The sequence below is a fragment of the Lactobacillus sp. CBA3605 genome (assembly GCF_002970915.1).
Taxonomy (GTDB): domain Bacteria; phylum Bacillota; class Bacilli; order Lactobacillales; family Lactobacillaceae; genus Lactiplantibacillus.
Window position 1 is genome coordinate 815008 of sequence record NZ_CP027190.1, and the last position, 21271, is coordinate 836278.

The 21271-nt window shown below is 45.6% G+C and carries 20 protein-coding genes; 4 read left to right on the forward strand and 16 right to left on the reverse strand.

Going from position 1 to position 21271, the window contains the following annotated elements:
- Positions 1-59 precede the first annotated feature (59 nt).
- On the forward strand, positions 60-1367 hold the full coding sequence (locus C5Z25_RS04065) for an NCS2 family permease (RefSeq protein WP_490334653.1): 1308 nt from the start codon (positions 60-62) through the stop codon (positions 1365-1367).
- 106 nt (positions 1368-1473) lie between these two features.
- On the opposite strand, the gene C5Z25_RS04070 is transcribed toward C5Z25_RS04065, so the two are convergent.
- The 15 genes from C5Z25_RS04070 to C5Z25_RS04140 all read right to left on the reverse strand — a co-directional run bounded on the left by C5Z25_RS04070 (position 1474) and on the right by C5Z25_RS04140 (position 17529).
- Positions 1474-2628 (reverse strand): 5-methyltetrahydropteroyltriglutamate--homocysteine S-methyltransferase, encoded by a 1155-nt coding sequence (locus C5Z25_RS04070; protein ID WP_105451457.1) that lies wholly within the window; start codon positions 2626-2628, stop codon positions 1474-1476.
- Between the two features lie 383 nt (positions 2629-3011).
- Complete coding sequence (gene purD / locus C5Z25_RS04075) at positions 3012-4247, reverse strand: phosphoribosylamine--glycine ligase (RefSeq protein ID WP_105451458.1); 1236 nt, start codon at positions 4245-4247, stop codon at positions 3012-3014.
- A gap of 15 nt (positions 4248-4262) precedes the next feature.
- Positions 4263-5795 carry a bifunctional phosphoribosylaminoimidazolecarboxamide formyltransferase/IMP cyclohydrolase gene (gene purH / locus C5Z25_RS04080; protein ID WP_105451459.1) on the reverse strand — a complete coding sequence of 511 codons (1533 nt, stop codon included), beginning with the start codon at positions 5793-5795 and terminating at the stop codon, positions 4263-4265.
- A complete protein-coding gene (gene purN / locus C5Z25_RS04085) occupies positions 5795-6373 on the reverse strand; it encodes a phosphoribosylglycinamide formyltransferase (protein WP_105451460.1) in 579 nt (192 codons plus the stop codon). The genes purH and purN overlap by 1 nt, the downstream gene beginning before the upstream one ends.
- The gene (gene purM, locus C5Z25_RS04090; RefSeq protein WP_105451461.1) at positions 6366-7391 is read right to left on the reverse strand and encodes a phosphoribosylformylglycinamidine cyclo-ligase; all 1026 of its coding nucleotides are present in this window, start codon (positions 7389-7391) and stop codon (positions 6366-6368) included. Before purM ends, purN begins: the two co-directional genes overlap by 8 nt.
- Entirely contained in the window at positions 7392-8843 is a 1452-nt protein-coding gene (gene purF, locus C5Z25_RS04095) for an amidophosphoribosyltransferase (protein ID WP_105451462.1), read from the reverse strand.
- Entirely contained in the window at positions 8828-11047 is a 2220-nt protein-coding gene (gene purL / locus C5Z25_RS04100) for a phosphoribosylformylglycinamidine synthase subunit PurL (protein ID WP_105451463.1), read from the reverse strand. The genes purF and purL overlap by 16 nt, the downstream gene beginning before the upstream one ends.
- The gene (gene purQ / locus C5Z25_RS04105; protein WP_105451464.1) at positions 11040-11714 is read right to left on the reverse strand and encodes a phosphoribosylformylglycinamidine synthase subunit PurQ; all 675 of its coding nucleotides are present in this window, start codon (positions 11712-11714) and stop codon (positions 11040-11042) included. The genes purL and purQ overlap by 8 nt, the downstream gene beginning before the upstream one ends.
- A 2-nt stretch (positions 11715-11716) precedes the next feature.
- The gene (purS, locus tag C5Z25_RS04110; RefSeq protein WP_105448973.1) at positions 11717-11971 is read right to left on the reverse strand and encodes a phosphoribosylformylglycinamidine synthase subunit PurS; all 255 of its coding nucleotides are present in this window, start codon (positions 11969-11971) and stop codon (positions 11717-11719) included.
- Complete coding sequence (purC, locus tag C5Z25_RS04115; protein WP_370447214.1) at positions 11971-12705, reverse strand: phosphoribosylaminoimidazolesuccinocarboxamide synthase; 735 nt, start codon at positions 12703-12705, stop codon at positions 11971-11973. The genes purS and purC overlap by 1 nt, the downstream gene beginning before the upstream one ends.
- Before the next feature lie 3 nt (positions 12706-12708).
- Positions 12709-13839, reverse strand: coding sequence for a 5-(carboxyamino)imidazole ribonucleotide synthase (purK, locus tag C5Z25_RS04120; protein ID WP_105451466.1), 1131 nt, complete (start codon positions 13837-13839; stop codon positions 12709-12711).
- Positions 13823-14305, reverse strand: a complete 483-nt coding sequence (gene purE / locus C5Z25_RS04125; protein WP_105451467.1) for a 5-(carboxyamino)imidazole ribonucleotide mutase — start codon at positions 14303-14305, stop codon at positions 13823-13825. Before purE ends, purK begins: the two co-directional genes overlap by 17 nt.
- Before the next feature lie 317 nt (positions 14306-14622).
- Entirely contained in the window at positions 14623-15894 is a 1272-nt protein-coding gene (locus tag C5Z25_RS04130; RefSeq protein WP_105451468.1) for an NADPH-dependent oxidoreductase, read from the reverse strand.
- A gap of 15 nt (positions 15895-15909) precedes the next feature.
- The gene (locus C5Z25_RS04135) at positions 15910-16518 is read right to left on the reverse strand and encodes an NADPH-dependent FMN reductase (RefSeq protein ID WP_105451469.1); all 609 of its coding nucleotides are present in this window, start codon (positions 16516-16518) and stop codon (positions 15910-15912) included.
- 219 nt (positions 16519-16737) lie between these two features.
- A complete protein-coding gene (locus C5Z25_RS04140) occupies positions 16738-17529 on the reverse strand; it encodes a tyrosine-protein phosphatase (protein ID WP_105451470.1) in 792 nt (263 codons plus the stop codon).
- A gap of 146 nt (positions 17530-17675) precedes the next feature.
- Between C5Z25_RS04140 and C5Z25_RS04145 the strand changes: the two genes are divergently transcribed.
- The gene (locus tag C5Z25_RS04145) at positions 17676-18308 is read left to right on the forward strand and encodes a carbonic anhydrase family protein (RefSeq protein ID WP_105451471.1); all 633 of its coding nucleotides are present in this window, start codon (positions 17676-17678) and stop codon (positions 18306-18308) included.
- Positions 18309-18325: 17 nt separating this feature from the next.
- On the forward strand, positions 18326-19135 hold the full coding sequence (locus tag C5Z25_RS04150; RefSeq protein WP_105451472.1) for an alpha/beta hydrolase: 810 nt from the start codon (positions 18326-18328) through the stop codon (positions 19133-19135).
- Positions 19136-19291: 156 nt separating this feature from the next.
- Here the strand turns inward: C5Z25_RS04150 and C5Z25_RS04155 are convergent, their stop codons facing one another.
- Positions 19292-20266 (reverse strand): asparaginase, encoded by a 975-nt coding sequence (locus tag C5Z25_RS04155; RefSeq protein ID WP_105451473.1) that lies wholly within the window; start codon positions 20264-20266, stop codon positions 19292-19294.
- Positions 20267-20504: 238 nt separating this feature from the next.
- On the opposite strand from C5Z25_RS04155, the gene C5Z25_RS04160 reads away from it, so the two are divergent.
- Positions 20505-21263: an ABC transporter ATP-binding protein gene (locus C5Z25_RS04160; protein WP_105451474.1), complete on the forward strand. Its 759-nt coding sequence runs from the start codon at positions 20505-20507 to the stop codon at positions 21261-21263.
- The last annotated feature ends 8 nt before the right edge of the window (positions 21264-21271 follow it).

Genomic DNA, 21271 nt, shown 5'->3' on the forward strand with positions numbered 1-21271 from the left:
ACTATGTTATACTGGATAATTGTTGAATTGTTAAGTTTTTACTACGTTAGGAGTGGACCATTATTTTAGAGCAATTATTTCATTTGAAGCAACGTCGCACAACCGTCCGGGCCGAATTGATTGGCGGATTGACGACCTTCTTAGCCATGTCTTACATTCTTGCCGTCAACCCCGAACTATTAGGGAGTGCCGGCATGAACAAATCTGCCGTCTTCACAGCTACCGTTTTAGCTGCAATTGTCGGTTGCTTATTGATGGGACTAGTCGCGAACTTTCCCGTTGCATTAGCGCCTGGGATGGGCTTAAATGCCTTTTTTACTTATACTGTCGTCCAAGAATGGCATATTCCATGGCAAACGGCCTTAGCGGGCGTATTTGTCGCTGGGATTTTATTTATTTTATTAACCCTTTCTAAATTACGCGACCAACTAATCAACTTGATTCCAAGTGCGCTGAAATACGCTGTTTCTGCCGGAATCGGCTTATTTATCGCCTTTTCTGGATTACAAACTTCCGGCATTATTGTCGCCAACAAGTCCAATGCAGTCGCTTTAGGTAACTTGCATAATCCGACTGTTTTATTGGCAATCTTTGGGATTGTCGTTGGGGTGATGTTAGTCACGGCTAACGTGACTGGTGGCATTTTCTGGGGCATGTTCATTACTGCCGCAGTGGGTATGATTTTCCAGATCATTCCGTTACCAACTGGTATTGTTAGTGGTGTTCCCAGTATACAGCCAATTTTCGGTCAAGCACTGACCCATTTAACTGATATTAACTCGTTTCAAATGATTATCGTTATTCTCACGTTCTTCATTATCGGACTCTTCGATACTTCTGGGACTTTAGTTGGGGTCGCCACTGAAGCCGGCATGGTCAACCATGACACCGGTGAAGTTAAGGGTGTTGGTAAAGCCTTGTTTAGTGGGGCTTTAGCCACGACAATCGGCGCTATCTTCGGAACTTCTCCTACTACCGCTTACGTTGAATCAACCTCCGGCGTGGCGGTCGGTGCTCGTACCGGGCTATCTTCAGTCGTTGCGGCGGCCTTATTCGTTGTTGCCGCCTTCTTCTCACCAGTTTTAACGGTAATTACCTCAGCCGTAACTGCCTCTGCTTTGATTATCGTCGGGATTTTAATGCTATCAAACGTCCAATATATTGATTGGACTAAATTTGAAATTGCCGTCCCGGCCTTTTTCACGATGATCATGATGTTATTGACTTACAGTATTTCAGAAGGTCTCGCGGTCGGCTTTATTTTCTACCCGATTACCATGACGGTTAAAGGCCGTTGGCGTGAAGTTAATGCCTTAATGTGGACCATGATGGTTGTCTTCATCTTATATTTTGCTTTTGTTGCTTAACTAATTAAGCTCACAGGCCAAACTGATTTTTGCGAACGAATACGAAAAAGTTGCTGCCGGAATTCAAAACTTCTGGCAGCAACTTTTTTTAACTTACTTTGCTTAACTAAGCGCCCCAAACTTCGGTTGCAATTGACTTAACGAGGGCGATTTTAGCCCATTGTTGCGCTTCCGTCAGGACGTTGCCTTCTTCGGTTGAAGCAAAACCACATTGCGTGCTCAAACATAACCGTTCCAAGGGGACATACTTGGCCGCTTCGTGGATGCGATCAATAATCGTTTGACGTGCTTCTAACTCACCAGACTTTGAGGTAATTAAACCGAGCACCACCAATTTATCCGCACTCACTAACTGTAATGGCTCAAAACCACCGGCCCGATCACTGTCATATTCCAAGTAATATGCGTGAACATTCTCATGATTGAACAGCGGATCAGCTACCGTATCGTAACCCCCAGCTGAGGCCCAAGTCGAATGATAATTACCGCGACAAATATGCGTATTAATCGTTAAGTCAGCTGGTAAATCTTGAATAGCCGCATTATTAACCGTTAAGTAGAGTTGTTTATTTTCAGTCAGCACCGCATCGTTACGCTTCGAAACTGCACCAGTTTCCGCACCTTTGGCATGGTTTCCCGCTAACATTCCCCAAGTACAATCATCCAGTTGAATTGTGCGTGCACCAGCTGCATACAAGGCTAACAGAACTTGATGATACGCCGCTGCTAAATCAGCCACCACCGCTTCATCAGTCGCATAGACCCGCCGTAAAGCCGCTATATTTTCAGGCCGTTGTAATTCAGCTAAACATTGCGCCGGTGCAGGTAAGGTCTGCTTGACTTGAATACCCGCACTGACATGTGCTTGAACAAATTTAAAATGATCAACAAACGGATGATTAGCACCACTCAGCTTGCCAGTAACGGTTGCTGATTCGGCCCGCGTTTCTTCATCATGGAAAACGTACCCTTGATCAAGGGTCTTCTTAGTGATTCCTTGTAAACCCCAGAAAAAATCTAAATGCCACCAACTGCGCCGGAATTCACCATCAGTCACCGCCTTTAAACCTGCCGCCTCTTGTTGTTTGATCAGGGTCACAATGGCTTGATCTTCCACCGCCGTCAATTGTTTAGCGGTAATGGTGCCTTGGGCAAATTGTGCCCGGGCCGTCTTTAAGGCTTGTGGGCGTAAAAAGCTCCCAACTGTGTCGTACCGAAATGGGGATGTCGTTTGCTTAGTAAAAACTGCTGTTGTTGTCATAAAAAAAACCTCCGTTTAAAATTAAATTTAATGCCAATAATCAAAAAAATCGCCCCTTCTAACCACAATTGTGATTAAAAGGGACGATCCTTTGCGTGTTACCACCCTAACTTCGCCAGTTGCTGACACAACTAGCCTCATCAGTACCCAAAATAGTGGATACCTGACAAGTTAACGGTTGTAACCGGCCAGACAGCGTGAACCATCTGACATGCTCAGAGCTCATCTTCAATTTCAACTATAAGCCCCGTTTGCACTAGTCGGGGTCACTGCGACTTAAGTTTGAAATTTACTCTTCTCTTCAACGCAAATATTAGATTACGATTAAATGTTGATTAAACTATAAGTCGTTTTGACCGACTTGTCAAGGTAGCTGCCGCCTTTTATTTTTCGGCTAATCCCTGCTGACCAATATCGGTCCGATAGATTAAGGGCCCGACGTTCAACTGATCAAGTTGCGCATAAGCTGCTGTTTGGGCAGCCTTTAAATTAGCCGCGTGGGCCGTCACCATCATCACCCGACCACCTGCACTAACTAACTGTTGCGGCGTCCCGGTGACGCTAGCGTAATCCGCTCCGGCTAAGGTTGGTACCGCAACCCCCTTCTTAGTCGGTCCAGGATAGCCGGGTGCCGCCAAGACTACCCCCAAATAAGTCGCCGTGGTTTGCCAATGCACTGCAGGTTGCTGATGATGGATCAAAGCTAAAATCACTTGATAAAAATCACTTTGCAACTGTGGTAATAAAATTTGCGTTTCCGGATCACCCAACCGTAAATTATATTCAATCACTTGCGGCCCAGTCGGGGTAATCACCCCACCGACATAAATAACGCCTTCAAAACTTAAGTGCTCCGCTTTTAACCCAGCCAACGTCGGTACCACAATCTGATCAATGGTGGCTTGAGTGATTGCCGGTGTCACTTGTGGCACTGGGGAATAAGCGCCCATCCCACCAGTATTAGGCCCCTGATCATTATCCCGTAATCGCTTATGATCCTGCGCCGTTGGTAACATCACATAGTGTTCGCCACCAACCAAGACCATTTGTGAAAATTCAAAACCAGCGACATAAGCTTCGATTAAGACCGTATCAGTCGTTGCAAACGCTTGGGTTAAGGCCGCCGCAGCTTGATCATACGTCGCTGCCACGGTGACGCCTTTGCCTGCCGCTAAGCCATCAACTTTAATCACTTGGGGTAATGATCCTTGGCGACTGGCCGTTAAGGCCGTCGCTAAATCATGAAATAGCTGATAATCTGCAGTCGGAATCTGATGTCGTTGCATAAACTGTTTGGCAAAAACTTTCGAGCTCTCTAAGCGAGCCGCTGCTTGTTGCGGACCAAAAACCGTTAAGCCAGCTGCTTGAAAAGCATCGACAATCCCAGCAGCTAATGGAACTTCTGGCCCAATGAACGTTAAGTCAATCGCTTTTTCGTGGGCAAAGGCCACTAAAGCCACAAAATCCAGCGCCTCAATTGCGACGGTCTGAATCAGATCCAACTGCATCCCTGGATTTCCAGGTGCACAATAGACCGTCGTCACTTGTGGACTTGCGAGCATTGCTTTGGCAATGGCATGCTCGCGGCCACCGCCACCAACAACTAGAACTTTAGCCATGCTTAGTCCCCCTTTTTAGTGCCGGAAGTGCCGAACACCAGTTGTCACCATTGCAATTCCATAACGATCGGCCATTGCAATCGACGCTTGGTCTTTAATACTACCACCCGGTTGAATAATCGCTCGAATGCCGTGTTGCGCAGCATAGGCGACACAATCATCCATCGGGAAGAAGGCATCCGAAGCCAAAATGGCATTTTCATAGCCTGACTTCGACATGGCTTTTTCAATCGCAATCTTCGTCGAATCAATACGGTTCATTTGACCAGAACCAACCCCTAGAGTCCGGTCTGCTGTTGTCACTACCATGGCGTTACTCTTGATATGTTTAACCACTTGTTGACCAAATGCGAGGGCAGCTAATTGGGCTGGCGTCGGTTGTTGTTTCGTCACTACCGTAAAATCAGCCGGTTGTTCAAAGGCTTGATCAACTTCTTGACGTAAGAGACCGCCACCGACTGAAATCGTTTCAAATTGATCCGCCGTATGTGCTTGATCAAAATCAACCGTCAATAACCGTAAATTCTTCTTCTCAGCTAAAACAGCATAGGCCGCATCATCAAAACTTGGCGCAATGATAATTTCTAAGAATAATTGATGCATTTTTTCAGCAGTGGCTACGTCGACGGGCCGATTTAATGCAATAATGCCACCAAAAATTGAAATGCTATCAGCTGCATAAGCCTTATCCCAAGCTGATTCTAAGGTATCGCCTAACCCAACTCCACAAGGATTCATATGTTTCATGGCAACGACGGCTGGCCGTTGATATTCACTGACCATCCGCAATGCGGCATCCGCATCTTTGATATTGTTGTAGGACAATTCTTTACCATGTAGTTGATGGGCAGCGGTAATAGAGAACGGCGTTGGTAACGCATTCTCATAAAAAGCCGCCTGTTGATGACTATTTTCACCGTAACGTAATGCTTGCTTTTTATCGTAAGTCAACGTTAATTTCGCTGGAAATTCATCAGTTGTTAAGTATTGGGCAATTAGTGCGTCATAAGCAGCGGTATGTTGGAAAACTTTTGCTGCTAAACGTTGCCGTAAAGTTGGTGTCACCGCGTCGGTTTGGAGGGCGGTTAAAATTGGTTGATAATCAGCTGGATCAACGATTGGTAAAACAGCAGCAAAATTCTTAGCTGCCGAACGTAACATTGAAGGACCGCCAATATCAATTTGTTCAATCGCAGCTGCTTGCGTGACATCTGGCTGTTGAATGGTTGCTTTGAAGGGATACAGATTAACGACCACCATATCAATCGGCGTAATTCCAGCCGCCTTTAGTTGCGCCATATGGTCCGGCAAATCACGACGAGCTAACAAGCCAGCATGTACTTTAGGATGCAAAGTTTTCACGCGACCATCTAACATCTCAGGAAAGCCAGTCACGGTTTCAATCCCAATAACTGGAATTCCAGCCGCTTCCAAAGCTTTTTTGGTGCCACCGGTTGAAACTAACTCATAGTCTAAAGCCACTAACCCGCTAGCAAATTCTGTTAATCCTTGTTTATCAGATACACTTAATAATGCCCGTTTTGTCATTAGATTGCTCCTTTTTTGATGAGTGCTTGTAAGACGTCTGGATAAAATTGATGTTCCGTCGCATGAATTCGTGTCGCTAAAGTGGTCACGGTATCCTCTGGTTTAATGGGGACTGGCCGCTGCGCAATAATTTGGCCGGTATCAATCCCAGCATCAATAAAATGAATCGTGACCCCAGTCGTCGCAACCCCTGCAGCCAATGCATCTTCAATGCCATGTCGACCCGGAAAATGTGGTAGCAATGCCGGATGTAAATTAATAATCTTATGGGGATAAGCCGTGAGCAAGGTATTGCCAATAATTCGCATATACCCTGCCAGTAAAATGGCTTCAATGTGATGTATTTGTAACGCCGTCAAAATTTCAGCTTCGGCCGCACTTTTACTGGGATAGGCTTTAAAATCAATCACATAGACGGGAATCTCGGCAGCTTGCGCTTTTTTAATCACGGGCGCTGTTGCCTGGTCACAGACCAACAAGCCAATCGTCGCTGGAATAGCTCGCGTTTGAATGGCTTGTTGCAAAGCGACAAAGTTAGTCCCTTCCCCAGAGGCAAATATCGCCAATCGTTTAAGCATGGGTTGCCTCCTGAAATTGGACCGCTTGGTCAGCAACGGTCACTTGTCCGACTTGATAATAAGGCTGATCTTGGCGCGTTAAGGTAGCTTGTACCGCCGCTAATTGGTCCGGATGAACAATGAGCACTAGCCCTAACCCCAGGTTGAAAGTTGAGCGCACATCCATGGGAGTCAACTGTCCTAGTTCAGCCAATAAAGGCATAATCGGTGGTACCGGCCAGCTCCCCATTTCAAAGACTGCGCTTAATTTCGGTGGCAATGCACGCGCGACATTTTCGATTAATCCCCCACCAGTAATATGGGCCATACTGACAACCAAGTTTTGTTGTAGTAGTGGTAACACACTATTGACATAGATTTGAGTTGGCCGGAGTAATTCCGTTTGCAGGTCATGTCCTAAGACCTCAAAAACTTGATCTAATTTAAAAGCGTGCTGCTTGAACAAGATGTCGCGGACTAAACTAAAGCCATTCGCATGGAGACCGTTCGACGGTAAGCCAATCAAAACATCACCGGCTTGAACTGCCGTTGGCATCAATAAATCAGCCCGGTTGGCAATTCCGACCGCAAACCCAGCTAAATCATAATGCTTAGCCCCATACATATCCGGCATTTCAGCTGTCTCACCACCGATTAATTGTACCCCAGCCTGCTCACAGCCCTGCACAACCCCTTGCAGAATTGCTTTAACTTGCTGCGGATTCGTATGACCCAAGCCAAGATAATCCAAGAAAAATTGTGGCCGCGCCCCTTGCGCTAAAATATCATTGACACACATTGCGACTAAATCAATGCCAATGGTGGTGTGTTGATTAGCTTCAATGGCAATTAAGAGCTTAGTCCCAACGCCATCAGTTCCCGCTACCAAAACCGGTTCATTGGCAACTGCCGCATCCGATAACGGAAAAGCCCCGCCAAAACCACCAATCTGGGCATTACCGCTAAGTTGTTGTACGGTTTTTAAGACTTCATAACCCGCGTTCAAATCGACCCCCGCGGCTTTATACGCATCACTCAACTAATCACTCCTTGATTGGCTTTTTTGCAACTGGCGAATTTCTTCATCATATTCGGCTTGATAATCATATAAGGGGGTTGGGTAGTCACCATTAAAGTACGCCATACAGAGCCCACCATATGGCGCCGTAACTGGTAAGCCTACCGACTCAATCACACCGGCCTCACTCAAGAATCCCAAGGAATCCGCTCCAAATGTGTGACACATCTCGGGAATTGTTTGTTGGGCTGCAATTAACTCCTTCGTCGTTTGAATATCAATGCCGTAAAAGCAAGGATAACGTAAAGGCGGTGACGCAATCCGTAAATGAACTTCTTTCGCGCCAGCGGCCTTTAATAACGCAACGATTCGCCGACTCGTGGTACCGCGCACAATCGAATCATCAATCAAGACCACCCGTTTACCCGCGACGACCCCTTTGACAGCGGATAGCTTCATGCGGACCCCTTGCTCTCTTAACGCTTGGGTTGGTTGAATAAATGTCCGGGATGAATACTGGTTCTTAATCAGCCCCATTTCGTATGGCAATCCACTGGCTTCCGCATACCCGGTCGCTGCTGACAACGACGAATTAGGAACGCCGACAACAATATCAGCATCCACTGGTTTTTCCTGAGCCAACCTTGCGCCCATCCGTTTCCGAGCTGAATGCACATTCACCCCATAAATATCTGAATCCGGGCGCGCAAAATAAATAAATTCCATCGAACAAATAGCGAGTTGGGTCTGCGTCGTATAATGGTCAATCTTGATGCCATTTTGATCAATCGTTAAAAGCTCCCCCGGATGCACATCTTGGATGAAAGTTGCGCCAACTGCATCTAGCGCACAGGTTTCACTACAAACGACATAGCCACCAGTAGGTAACTGCCCGACAACTAATGGCCGAAAACCATTCGGGTCAAGGGCAGCGAATAAGCGATCATTAGTCAACAATAAGTAAGCAAATCCACCATGCACTTGTCGCAAGCCAGCCTTTAATTGACCAGTCAACGTTGGCGCTGAACTGCGTCGAATCAAGTGCATTAAAATCTCACTATCAGAACTGGCATGAAAAATTGCCCCATCCGCCTCTAAGTCTCGGCGCAATGTCACCGCATTCGTTAAATTACCGTTATGCGCTAATGCAAACTGGGCATCGCTAAAATTAAATTCTAGTGGTTGGATATTTTCTAACCCGTGATTACCAGCAGTCGCATAACGCACATGACCAACTGCCGCAGTACCGGTCAAACGTGCCAATTTCGCTGGATTGCGAAAGACATCCGCTAACAACCCCAAGCCGCGTTCTGATTGAAGTACCCCGTGGTCATTGGCCGTAATACCGGCACCTTCTTGACCACGATGTTGCAACGCATGTAATCCAAAATACGTGAGTTGGGCGGCATCTGGTGACCCCCAGACGCCAAATAAACCACATTCTTCATTTAATCCTTTTACTTCAGTAGGCACGGTAAGGCTCCTTCCCATAGCCGTTTAGCAAAACTAACGGGTAAATCAAACGTCTGATCAGCGGTGGCTACTAATAATCGATCTGCCGTCGTAGTCTGTCCTAAATAAGTGGCATAATTTCCCATTAAATTGTCGAATTCAGCCTGTTGATCAGCTGATACCGAAATCACAAACCGTGATTGCGTTTCTGCAAAGAAGTGAGCGGCCGGCATAGTACTCGTCAATTGCACCCCTAACGCATTATCGAAGCAAGCCTCCGCAATTGCAGTAATCAGTCCCCCTTCGGAAACATCATGCGCACTAGCAACCAATCCTTTTTGAATGGCTCGTAACATCAAGCGTTGATTTTGATGTTCCGTAACCAAGTCAAAATCAAAGAGGTCACCCGCAATCTCACCGGTTAACATTTTTTGTAACTCGCTCCCATTAAAATCAGCCCCAGTCTGACCTAAAACATAAACTGCGTCACCAGCTTGTTTAAAGGCCTGCGTCGTAATATCACGTTGATGTTTAATCAACCCGACCATTCCAATCATGGGTGTTGGATAGATGGCAGCGCCATTTGATTCATTATTTAATGAGACATTGCCAGAAATCACTGGGGTATTAAACAACTGACAAGCCCGAGCAATGCCCAGCACCGATTCATCTAAATCATAAAATTGTTCAGGCTTTGTCGGATCACCATAATTTAAGCAATCCGTAATTCCAAGCGGCTGACCACCAGAAGCCACAATGTTGCGGGCAGCTTCAGCAACGGCAATTTCGCCCCCAATACGTGGATTCAAATACAGGTAGCGCCCATTCACATCAGTCGTGACGGCTAAAGCTTTATCCGTATGTCGAATGCGAATAACCCCAGCATCTGACCCCGGTTTAACAACCGTATTCGTTTGAACCTGTGAGTCATATGTTTCATAAATGGCTTTTTTTGAGGCAATCGTGGGTTGCTGTAGCAGTTTCTTTAAAGCCCCCGTCGCATCGACAATCCGTGGCATAAATTGATGATGACTGGCCTGACTGAGACGACTCGGCCTTTTTTTCTCCCGTTGATAAACTGGTGCTTGCGTCGCCAAGGCATCTACTGGAACATCCGCCACCAATTGACCATGCTGGAATAGTTGATACTGATGGCCTGGAGTCACATGACCAATCGTAACGGCTGACAAGCCATATTTTTCAAAAACATGATAAATTTCGGCTTCGGCGCCGGCTTTGACACACAGTAACATCCGTTCTTGCGATTCGGACAACATTAACTCATATGGTGTCATGTCACTTTCACGTTGTGGCACTAAGTCCAGGTTTAATTCCAAACCACTACCAGCCTTGGACGCCATTTCGGCCGATGACGAAACCAGACCTGCGGCGCCCATATCTTGAATCCCGATTAGGACTGCAGCATGGTCATGGATAACTTCTAAGCAGGCATCCATTAACAGTTTTTCCATAAATGGATCGCCAACTTGAACGGCCGACCGTTGTGTTGTTTGCGCATCGTTAAATTCAGCGGAGGCAAAAGATGCCCCGTTAATACCATCACGACCCGTTTTAGCTCCCACGTAAATCACGCTATTGCCAATACCAGTAGCCTGCCCCTTTTGAATATCCGCTTGATTCAAAATACCGACACACATTGCATTCACTAAGGGATTCTTTTGGTAACACGCGTCAAAAGCAGTATCACCACCAATTGTGGGAATGCCAATACAATTACCATAGCCACCAATTCCGGCAACAACTTGTGAAATCAAATATTTAGTATGGGCATCAGTTGGTTCACCGAACCGTAAACTATCCAGTAAAGCAATTGGTTTGGCACCCATCGAGAAGATGTCGCGAATAATGCCACCAACTCCGGTCGCCGCGCCCTCATAAGGTTCAACAGCGGACGGATGATTATGACTTTCGGCTTTAAAAACGACCGCCTGACCATCGCCAATATCAATAATGCCAGCACCTTCGCCGGGCCCTTCTAACACTTGCTCACCTTGGGTCCAAAACTTTTTTAAGACTGGTTTGGAGTTCTTATAGGAACAGTGTTCACTCCACATTCCAGAGAATAAGCCAGCCTCAGTATAATTAGGTAACCGGCCCAACACCTCTTTACTAATGAGCTGATATTCCGCATCGGTAAGGCCCCAATCCCGATAAGCTTGCGTATCACGCAAGGCTTCCGGCGTCAATTCAGTCGTTTTAAGCATGTTGTGCCTCCTGATAATGTTCAAGTAATGACTTGAAAAGTCCTAACCCATCCGTCGAACCGAGTAAGGCTTCCACTGCCCGTTCAGGATGTGGCATCAAACCCAAAACATTGCCCTGCCGATTCATAATGCCCGCAATGTTAGCCACACTCCCATTCGGGTTATCCGCATACTCAAAGACAATCTGATGATGCGCGCGTAACGACGCTAATGTCGTCGAGTCACAATAATAATTGCCCTCACCGTGTGCAATCGGCAATTGAATCGTGGTGGTGTCATAAGCCGTTGTAAACTGCGTATCAGGATTGCGGATAATGAGCTCACTCGTCCGACAAATAAACTTAGCCGACCGATTCGCCTGCAAGACGCCGGGCAATAGACCCGCTTCCGTTAAAATCTGAAACCCATTGCAAACACCTAAAACCGGTTTGCCGGCCGCCGCGAGCTTTTTTACAGCCTGCATCACTGGCGCAAAGCGCGCAATTGCGCCCCCACGTAGGTAATCGCCATAAGAAAAGCCACCGGGTAAGACGACCGCATCATAAGCGGCTAAATCAGTCGTTGCAGCTGATACCAGCTCCGCTTCCGCCGATAAACTATCCCGTAAAGCATTAACCATATCCTGATCACAATTAGAACCTGGAAAAACTGGTACGGCAAATTTCATAACTACTCAGCCTCCATCTCGGTAATTTCATAACGATAGGTCTCCATATTAACGTTCGCTAATAACTGATCACACATCGCATCCACTTCGGTTTCAACTGGTCGGTGCCCCGCCTGTAACTTAATTTCAAAATATTTACCTAAGGCCACTTCAGTCACATTAGTATAACCAAGACGATGGAGCGCATCGTTAATTGCTTCACCCTTAGGATCAAGAATTGACGCTTTATAGGTCACATAGACTTTAACTAAGTACATTAAGCTTGGCTCCCTTCAACAGCGGTTAGACGTTGTAACACTTCTTGATACACCGTGGTTAAATCACCGGTATTATTGCGAAAAACATCTTTATCTAAGGAAGCCTGTGTCTGCTGATCGACTAATCGACAACTGTCTGGTGAGATTTCATCCGCCAACAAGACTTTGCCTTGATCAGTAAGGCCAAATTCAAGTTTAAAATCAACGAGTTGAATCCCCATTGCCTTAAAAATCGTCTGCAAGCGCGTATTAACCAACAACGCTTGCCGCTTCATTTCAGCGACAACTGCCACACTAGCGACATCTAAAGCCGCAACTTGTGACTCATTAATAAAGGGATCATCTAACCGATCACTTTTATAGAAGAACTCTAAAACAGGGGTCGCAAATTCGGTTAGATGCGGCACTGCAAATTTACGTTCAAAACTACCAGATGCCGCATTGCGAACAACCGTTTCCAAGGGAATCATTTGGACGCGCCGCACTAATTGAACTCGCTCTGACAACTGTTCAATAAAATGATTTTCAATACCATGCTGCTTCAAATCCGTAAAAATCAAGCTAGCAATCCGATTGTTCAGCAGCCCCTTTTCAGTCACGGCCACTTTCCGCTTACCATTTAAAGCGGTCGCCTGATCTAAATATTCCACCCATAAAATGTCTGGATCATTGGTCGCATACATCTCCTTTGCCTTACCGGTATATAACAACGCACCTTTTACAAGTTCTGCCATGATTTATTGTGCTCCCTTCAGTAGTTGCAATGACGCTAACGCTTGATCAATATCATTATTTAAGACGGTAATGTGGCCCAGCTTTCGTTGAGGTCGAATATCTGCTTTACCATAGTCGTGAAAGTGCCATTCCGGATGGGTTATTAAATTGTTACGCGCAATCGTTAAATCCGCTCCTAGTAAATTGCGCATCACGGCCGCCTGAGTTTGCTGGATTGCCGGAATGGGCAACCCACAAATACTACGAATATGGGCTTCAAATTGTGAAATATTACAGGCCTCAATCGTGTAATGCCCAGAATTATGCGGGCGTGGCGCTAATTCATTCACTAGTAATGTATCATCTGGTAAAACGAAGAATTCGATACCTAAAACCCCCCGTAACTTCAAGGCTTGTGCAATTGAAACCGCAATTTTGCGGGCACCAGCATGCACCTTTTCGTCCACATTAGCGGGAGCAATCGTCGTATGCAAAATATGATGTTGGTGGCGGTTTTCAACTAAAGGAAAGGTCGTTACGACACCAGCCGCACTGCGCGTGACCATCATCGAAACCTCTAATCGAAAGACTTGCCGGGCTTCTAGAATACAAGGCTGTTTTAATAACGCTAAGCCGGCGGGCGTTAAATCAGCTTGATTTAAATCGGCTTGCCCATGACCATCATAACCACCCGTGACAGTCTTCAAAATAGCGGGCATCCCGACCCGTTGACACGCATAAGTCAATGTTTTTTGGTCCGTTACGGGTGCAAAAGGAGTCACTGGAATACCGTGATCATGTAAGAATTGTTTTTCATTTAACCGATTCCCAGTAATGTGTAGGAGTTGTGTACCTTGTGGTAAGGCAGCATACTGTTGGGCAGCTTTTAAAGCCGTTTCATCAACATTTTCAAATTCATAAGTTAAAACAGCACTACGTTTAGCTAAAGCTAACAAAGCAGTCTGATCATCATAGGCGGCCGTGATTTGAAAATCAGCCACTTGGGCAGCTGGCGCTTGCGGCGTAGGATCCAGTACGCCGACATGATAGCCCATTGCTTTAGCACTTAACGCCATCATCTGACCAAGCTGGCCACCGCCAATGATGCCGATTGTTGCTGGCGGTAAAATTGGTTGTTTAGAATTGCTGTTCACTAGCTTCTGCCTCCTGACGTTGTCGCTGGCGAAAGGCGATAACTGCTTGTTGCACTGTTGGGGTCGTTAAGCCTAGAATCTGGGCTGCCATTAGTGCAGCATTTTTCGCACCGGCTTCGCCAATCGCCATCGTGGCGACCGGAATCCCCGCCGGCATTTGCACAATTGACAGTAACGAGTCTACGCCATTCAAAGCCCGCGTCTTAATCGGCACCCCAATCACTGGCAAAACGGTATTAGCCGCGAGCATGCCCGGTAAGTGAGCGGCACCACCTGCGCCCGCAATAATGACCTGTAGCCCGCGATCAGCAGCCTGTTCACCGTAAGTTTGCAGGGTTGCCGGCATCCGATGAGCTGAAATAACATGTCGCTCGTAGGAAATTCCCAACGCTGTTAACTGGTTAGCCGTCAACTGCATGACCGGCCAATCCGAAATCGATCCCATTACTAAACCAACCTTCGCCATTTCAATCCCTCTTTCTTTGTTTTCACCATTAGTTTAGCAACTCCACGGACAACTGTCAACGAATTTCTTAACTTTATCAACAAGCATCTGTTTTAACGTTCGTGTTTAAGAGGTTAATATTTTAGAAATATTAATATATTTCTAAAATGTTCGGCCTTTAACCGCTTGATTAGAGCGACTTCACTATCCCATTAAGTAGCCTCAGTCATCATAATATTTATATTAAAAGGCCGAACAATAAAAAAACGAGCCTGGAATGCTCCCAAGCTCGTTTTTTAACCTTTTAATTTTGATTGCAATAAGACGTGATGTTCCAATTATTCGTTCGCTGAAGCACCTGAAATACTGTCCACTACTGGTGTCGTTGGTACTGGATTTGGTTCTGAATCAGCGGAAGCCCCCGTCACACTATCTGGTTTAGGTGTTGCCGTTTTCGCTGAAGCGCCGGTGACGGCATCGGCCTTCGCCGTTAGATCCTTGGCTAAGACTTGCCCAGTATGTTCGAGATAATACTTAACAATTGGCATTAAATCAAGCACAAACTCATTAATCCCTTGATAGTCACCTTGCTGATCATGCATCGCCTGATAATAATGCATGATGTATTTTTCGGGACCATTGCCAGGCACTGGCAACTTGAATAACTTAGTCTGCCCAGTCCGTAACATATGAATGACTTGTTGAACATGGGGAATAGCCCGTTTAGGATGACAATCGGCCATCGGGTTTCCCGCCTGGGCTGGCGTTCGGGCAGCCAACATATCAGCCGCGTCCGCATTGTGATTATAATAAATAAATTGGTTATTTGCATCCGCAAACGTCAATTCCATTGGCATTGAATTCAAGAAATAATTCAATTGATCAACGGTTAGAACACCACGATCCAACTTCACATAATCCTGACCTTCAGCCGCGCCCGTCTTTTTAGCAGCTTGTTCAACCCAATCAGCGGCGTGCATATCCACCCCATCAATCGTGGTTGCCACATGCCCGGTCGCGTTCAAGTCTTCTGACTGCCAGTCGTCAGCGTCAACTTTGGCATTCATTTGATTAATCACACCGACAAACGTCACGAATTTAGTTAGGGTTGTTTTTAAGAACCCGACCGTTTTAGGATCTTTTAAGTTATTTTGATCATCAAACGCCGTCTTAACTTCACCTAATAAAAATTCATTGCCGGGCATAACCGTTGCGTCAACCCCCGGTGCTTCTAAGATTTGTCGTAAATTGAGCTGCGCCCGCGATGACCCTTGATCATAGTATGACGCGCCAACAATCATCACTGGCTTGCCAGATAAAGGATGAATCTTAAACGAAAGCCATTCAATCACACTTTTTAAGCTCGCCGTAATCGTATGATTATGTTCTGGTGTGGCGATAATCACCCCATCAGCTTGTTTGATTTTACGACTTAGATATTGAATTGCTTCACTATTGGTTTGATCATCACTCTGATTAAACATCGGAATGTCTTGAATATCTAACAACTCTAAGTCAACCATGTCACTAAAATGATTCGCCATAAATTTTAAAAGCGTCCGGTTATAAGACTGGTCGGCTACTGAACCCGCAATTCCAACTAACTTCATTTGAAAGACTCCTATCTATAAATTATCCCAGTCAAGATCACGAACTTCTTGCTGGTTTGCCGCATTGGCATGCTTTAATTGGGTCGTGATGGTCACAAACGTTTGAAAATCAGCTAATAATCCCGTTAACTTAGCTAACTTTTGCTGATCGATTAATTGTCCCTGGTCATCAAATGCCTGTAACGAATGGCCTAATAAGAATTCTGAACTGGGCATAATGCGCGCTCGTAGTTCGGGTGAATCCAGAATCTGTCGCAAGTGAGCTTGGGCTCTGGAAGTCCCTAATGACCCGTAGGACGCCCCAATAATCATGACTGGTTTATCGACAAACGGATGGATATGATACGATAACCATTCCAAAGCATTCATTAAAACGGCCGGTGCCGCGTGATCATATTCGGGCGTACTAATGATAACGCCATCGGCTTGATCAATTTGGGCAGCAATGGCTTTAACTGCTGCCGGAACTTGTTTATCCGCTGGTTTGTTGAATATCGGTAACGCCTTAATCTCAACCAAGTCTAACTGCGCCTGGTCGGCAAAATGAGTCTGCATAAACTGTAATAGCTGGCGATTAGTTGACTGATCCGAATTCGTCCCAGCGATTGCGATAAATTTTTGCATTTAATTCAGCTCCTTATATAATTTAGGAATCGTTATTGATATTGTAAGCGATTTCACAATTTAAATCAAAGTGCTATTTTGACAAATTTTAAAAAGTAGGACTTCCCCACGGTAGCCCCACCTAGTCAGTCAATATTCAGTTGCTGGTGCTGGTTGATCAACAATCGGCCAACTAACATGCCTTGGACTAGTTAAATAACGCCGTCGTGCACTGCCCACTTAATTTAAATAGATTTTCCTTAAATCTGACATTTCTTGTTTAGTTAAGTTCAATTCAGTCCGTAAATAATGTTCGACATTACCCGATTGCCGTTTAATTTCAGCTAATGCCGTATCTAAATAATCTTCATTCACAGACCAGAGCGCTTTAATGCTGGCAATCGTTGCTGCCGAGGCGCCTTGATTAGTGGCCGCTTGCACAGCACTCGTAATGCGATCCGCCGAAGCAGTATTAGTTAATAAATAATCCTGCCGAATCGTTGCTTGGTCCACACCCAGGGCGCTTAACAAATAAACTGCCCCCATCCCAGTACGATCCTTACCAGCTGTACAATGGAATAATAAAACATCGTCGGGCTGGTCATTGGCTAATAAACTATCAAAGAAACGCCGATATTCATATTTCGCATGCGCTTCATTGGCAATCATCCGATAGACTTTCAGCATGTGCCGATAGCCACTATCCGGATGAGTTTCCAAATTAGCAGTCATTTTATCCGTCCCATCCGAATTTTTAGTTTCATCTACATTAAAAACTGGCGCATACTGATACTTGGCCTGACCAGGGACCCGGTCGGGACTATCCAAAACTTCTTTTGGTGACCGAAAATCAATATCATAACGGACACCATATTGATCTAAGTAAGCTAAGTCAGTTTGAGTCAAGCTATCTAGGCCACCGCTTCGCAGTAATTTTTGCCACTTCACGGTATGCCCATCTTTAGTCTGATACCCCCCTAATTCTCGGAAATTAAATCCTTGCTGTATTGGTAATACCCGCTGTTTTTCCATTGCACAATCCACCTATTCTATAAGTTATCACGCTTCTAGTTTAACATTGCTAAGCGCTTTCGCCGAGATAATGTTCATCATTAATTGACAAAGTTGCCGACGGTGGGAAAATAAGACTAAGCAACTAAAATACGGAGGTTTTTCACATGACATCAAATATACAACCAACTGGCTGGCAACCAGTCGCTGGTAACCATCAATCACCACTCGATTTAGTCACGACCAATGCGGTCAGCTCACAGCTTTCAGCAATTAGTTGGCGACGCTTGTACCAAGCCAAATCTCGGCTAGCCGATACAACGACCCTGAAAGTTGCTGGCAGCGGTGCGGCTTATTTAAACGATCGTGATTTTGCTTTTCAACAATTACATTTTCATATTCCAGCCGAACACTTAATTGACGGTCAAGCCGCACCAATTGAATGGCACCTCGTTCATCAAAGCGCCACTGGTCAGCTGGCCGTTGTCGCCATCTTTGGCCGGATTGGCAAACCCAATGCCAGCTTTCAAGCCCTGCTAGATCAGGCCACTACGACTGGCGATGACGACTTTGCCACCCCGATTGATTTAACTGAATTATTACCTGATACCGGTACGGTTTATCACTATCTTGGCTCATTAACAACGCCCCCATTCACGGAAACCGTTGAATGGTATGTCTGTAGTGATGCCGTAATGTTGGGCGTCGACCAATTAGCCGCCTACCAAGCACAATTTGCCACTAACCAACGAGCCGTCCAACCCTTGAACGAGCGACCAATCATTGCCGAACGATTTTAAATAAATGAGGTGTGCTTATGCCCAAAAAAGTTAAATGGGGTTTAATTATTTGTGGTGTTTTTCTATTATCCATTATTGGGCTTGGACTGGCTACACAGTTGCATACTGATAAGACCAGTCACGTTATCACCGATCAGCGCCGGCCCTTAATCATGGTGGGTGGCAGCAACAGTACCAAGACTGACTTTAAGTCATTAACCATGGCCCTCAACGCCCAACATCCGCACCCAACCATTATGGTGACGGTTGATCGGCAACAGCACATTTCAGCGACGGCAACGCGCGTTGAAAATACCAAAATTGATGATACTTTAATTGTCATTTATTTTGAAAACAGTACTGATACCAATGCAAACATCATCGTCCAAACTCAAGGCCTGGTCAAAGCCATGCGGTACTTAGCCGATCATTATCACGTCAAAACGGCGAATGCCCTCGGTTACTCTAATGGTGGCTTAATTCTCAGCCGCTATGTCGCCGGCACTACTGCCAGTCAAGCAGTGCCGCTTCACGATCTCATGTTGTTAGGAACCCCCTTCTTGGGCACCAACGCTCGGCAACCGGATCGTACCTTATTCACGCCGTTATTGACCCATAAAAAGCGCTTCAAAACTTTACATGCAGTCATTAATATTGCTGGTGACACTGGTAATGGTAACGATCAAGTCGTCCCACTTAGTAGTGTGACAGCGGGTGGACAGCTCTTTATGAACGAAGCTAAGCGTTACACTGCCATGACCGTCACAAAAAAAGAAATCAGTCACACGAATTTGATTCAAGATCATTATTTAGCTCGGCTGGTGCGCCAAAATATTTTAAATCAATAACCCAACCAGCCAATCAAAAAAGTAGTTTGACACAGAAAAATAGCCGTCTTAAGAATTTTGTGAATTCTTAAGACGGCTATTTTTTTATCGTCAAGACGACTAAAACGTGCGGCCAAAATCCGATAATTCTGCCGACCTCACGCTTAATTTTTCAATTTATGAATTAGCCGTAGCGACAAAGTGCGCCAGCTTAGCGCCAGCCATACCAGCACTAACTCCGACTAATAATTTAATCCGCGCTTTTTGCCCATTTAAGCCCTGACAGAAAATCACGCCCATCTTTTTCAATTGGACGCCACCACCTTCGTAATCATAAACATCTTGTGCGATACCATTAAAACAACGTGAAACTAGCACTACTGGAATCCCCTGATCAATTAACGCTTGAACGGCAGGTAAGGTCACTGGTGGTAAATTACCTGCGCCTAGCGCTTCAATCACCACGCCATTAGTCGTTGGTTGCGCAATAGCTTCAAATAATTCCGGTCCCATACCAGCATACGCTTTAATCAAGAAAACATGATCCGCCACCGTTTCAATCGGACAGACGGTCGAACGTAATAAGGATTCAAAAAACACAATGCCATGCTTAGCCACTAACCCAATCGGACCAAAGGTTGGCGTCCGAAATGTGGCGACATTCGTGGTATGTGTCTTAGTCACATACCGGGCCGAATGAATTTCATCATTCATCACTACCAAGACCCCTTTATCAGCAGCATCAGGGGTACTAGCCGTTTGAATTGCGGTTTCGAGATTGTGCAGGCCATCGGAACCAATCTCATTGGCCGACCGCATGGCCCCAGTTACCACAACTGGCAACTCATTTGGTAATGTTAAATCTAAAAAGTAGGCGGTTTCTTCCAAAGTATCGGTCCCATGGGTCACCACCACACCGTCAATTCCCTCATGGGCCGCCTTTGCAATGCGCTGTTTCAGTGCCAGCATCTGGATTGGGGTCATGTGCGGTGACGGTAAATTAAAAATATCTTCCGTTTCCAATTGGATTTCACCACTAAATGGATTTTCATAACTATCCAACGGATTTTGCGCCCCTGGTGCCATATTTCCTGCAGCATCGGCTGACATCGCAATCGTGCCGCCCGTATGTAACACTAATATCTTCTTCACTTGTTCATTTCCTCCTAGCCCGTACGACCAAATCTTAGTAAGCATAATTTTAGGCTAGGCTAGCATTGATTGCAATCACAAAACCGCGTCTCTTCTAATAATGTTACTGGTCCATCAGCAGAATGCCACAATTAATCACTAAAATGCCATTGACAGATTGGTCCGTCACCTTTATAGTTAGTTACATAAGTAATTAACCACACAACGAACGAACGACTAAAAAAGGAGTTATTCAATTATGACAAACAATCCAATCATGACGGTCACCGACCTTCACAAAACTTACGGCAAAGCCGGTAGTAAACAATACGAAGCTTTAAAAGGCATCAACTTCAACGTTAACGCTGGTGAATTCGTCGGCATCATGGGCGCTTCTGGCTCTGGGAAGACGACGTTACTCAATATGTTAGCGACCTTAGACCAACCAACTAGCGGGCAAGTCACCATTAATCAACAACCAATTACCCATTTAAAGGGCAATCAATTAGCTGATTTCCGGGCGAAAGAAATTGGGTTTATATTCCAAGACTTCAACTTGTTAGAAACGATGACCGCTTATGAAAATATCGCCTTACCATTAACGCTTCAAAATACACCGGCCAAAAAAATCAAACCAGCAGTGGCTGCTGTTGCCACCCATTTGGGTATCAACGACTTCTTAACGAACTATCCTAATGAACTGTCAGGCGGCCAAAAACAACGAGTAGCCGCCGCACGGGCGCTCATCAACGAGCCTGCCATCCTATTCGGTGATGAACCCACTGGGGCGTTGGATTCAAAATCAGCGCGCGAATTATTAGACCTATTTACCACCATCAACGCCGCACAAGCCGTTTCAATCTTGTTAGTCACTCACGATCCGTTTTCTGCCAGTTACTGTCAACGGATCTTATTCATCAAAGACGGGCAAATTGGGCAAGAATTAAACCGTGGGACCCAAACTAGACAAGCCTTTTATCAACAAGTACTCGATACTCTTGGCACATTCGAACAATAGAAAGGAGC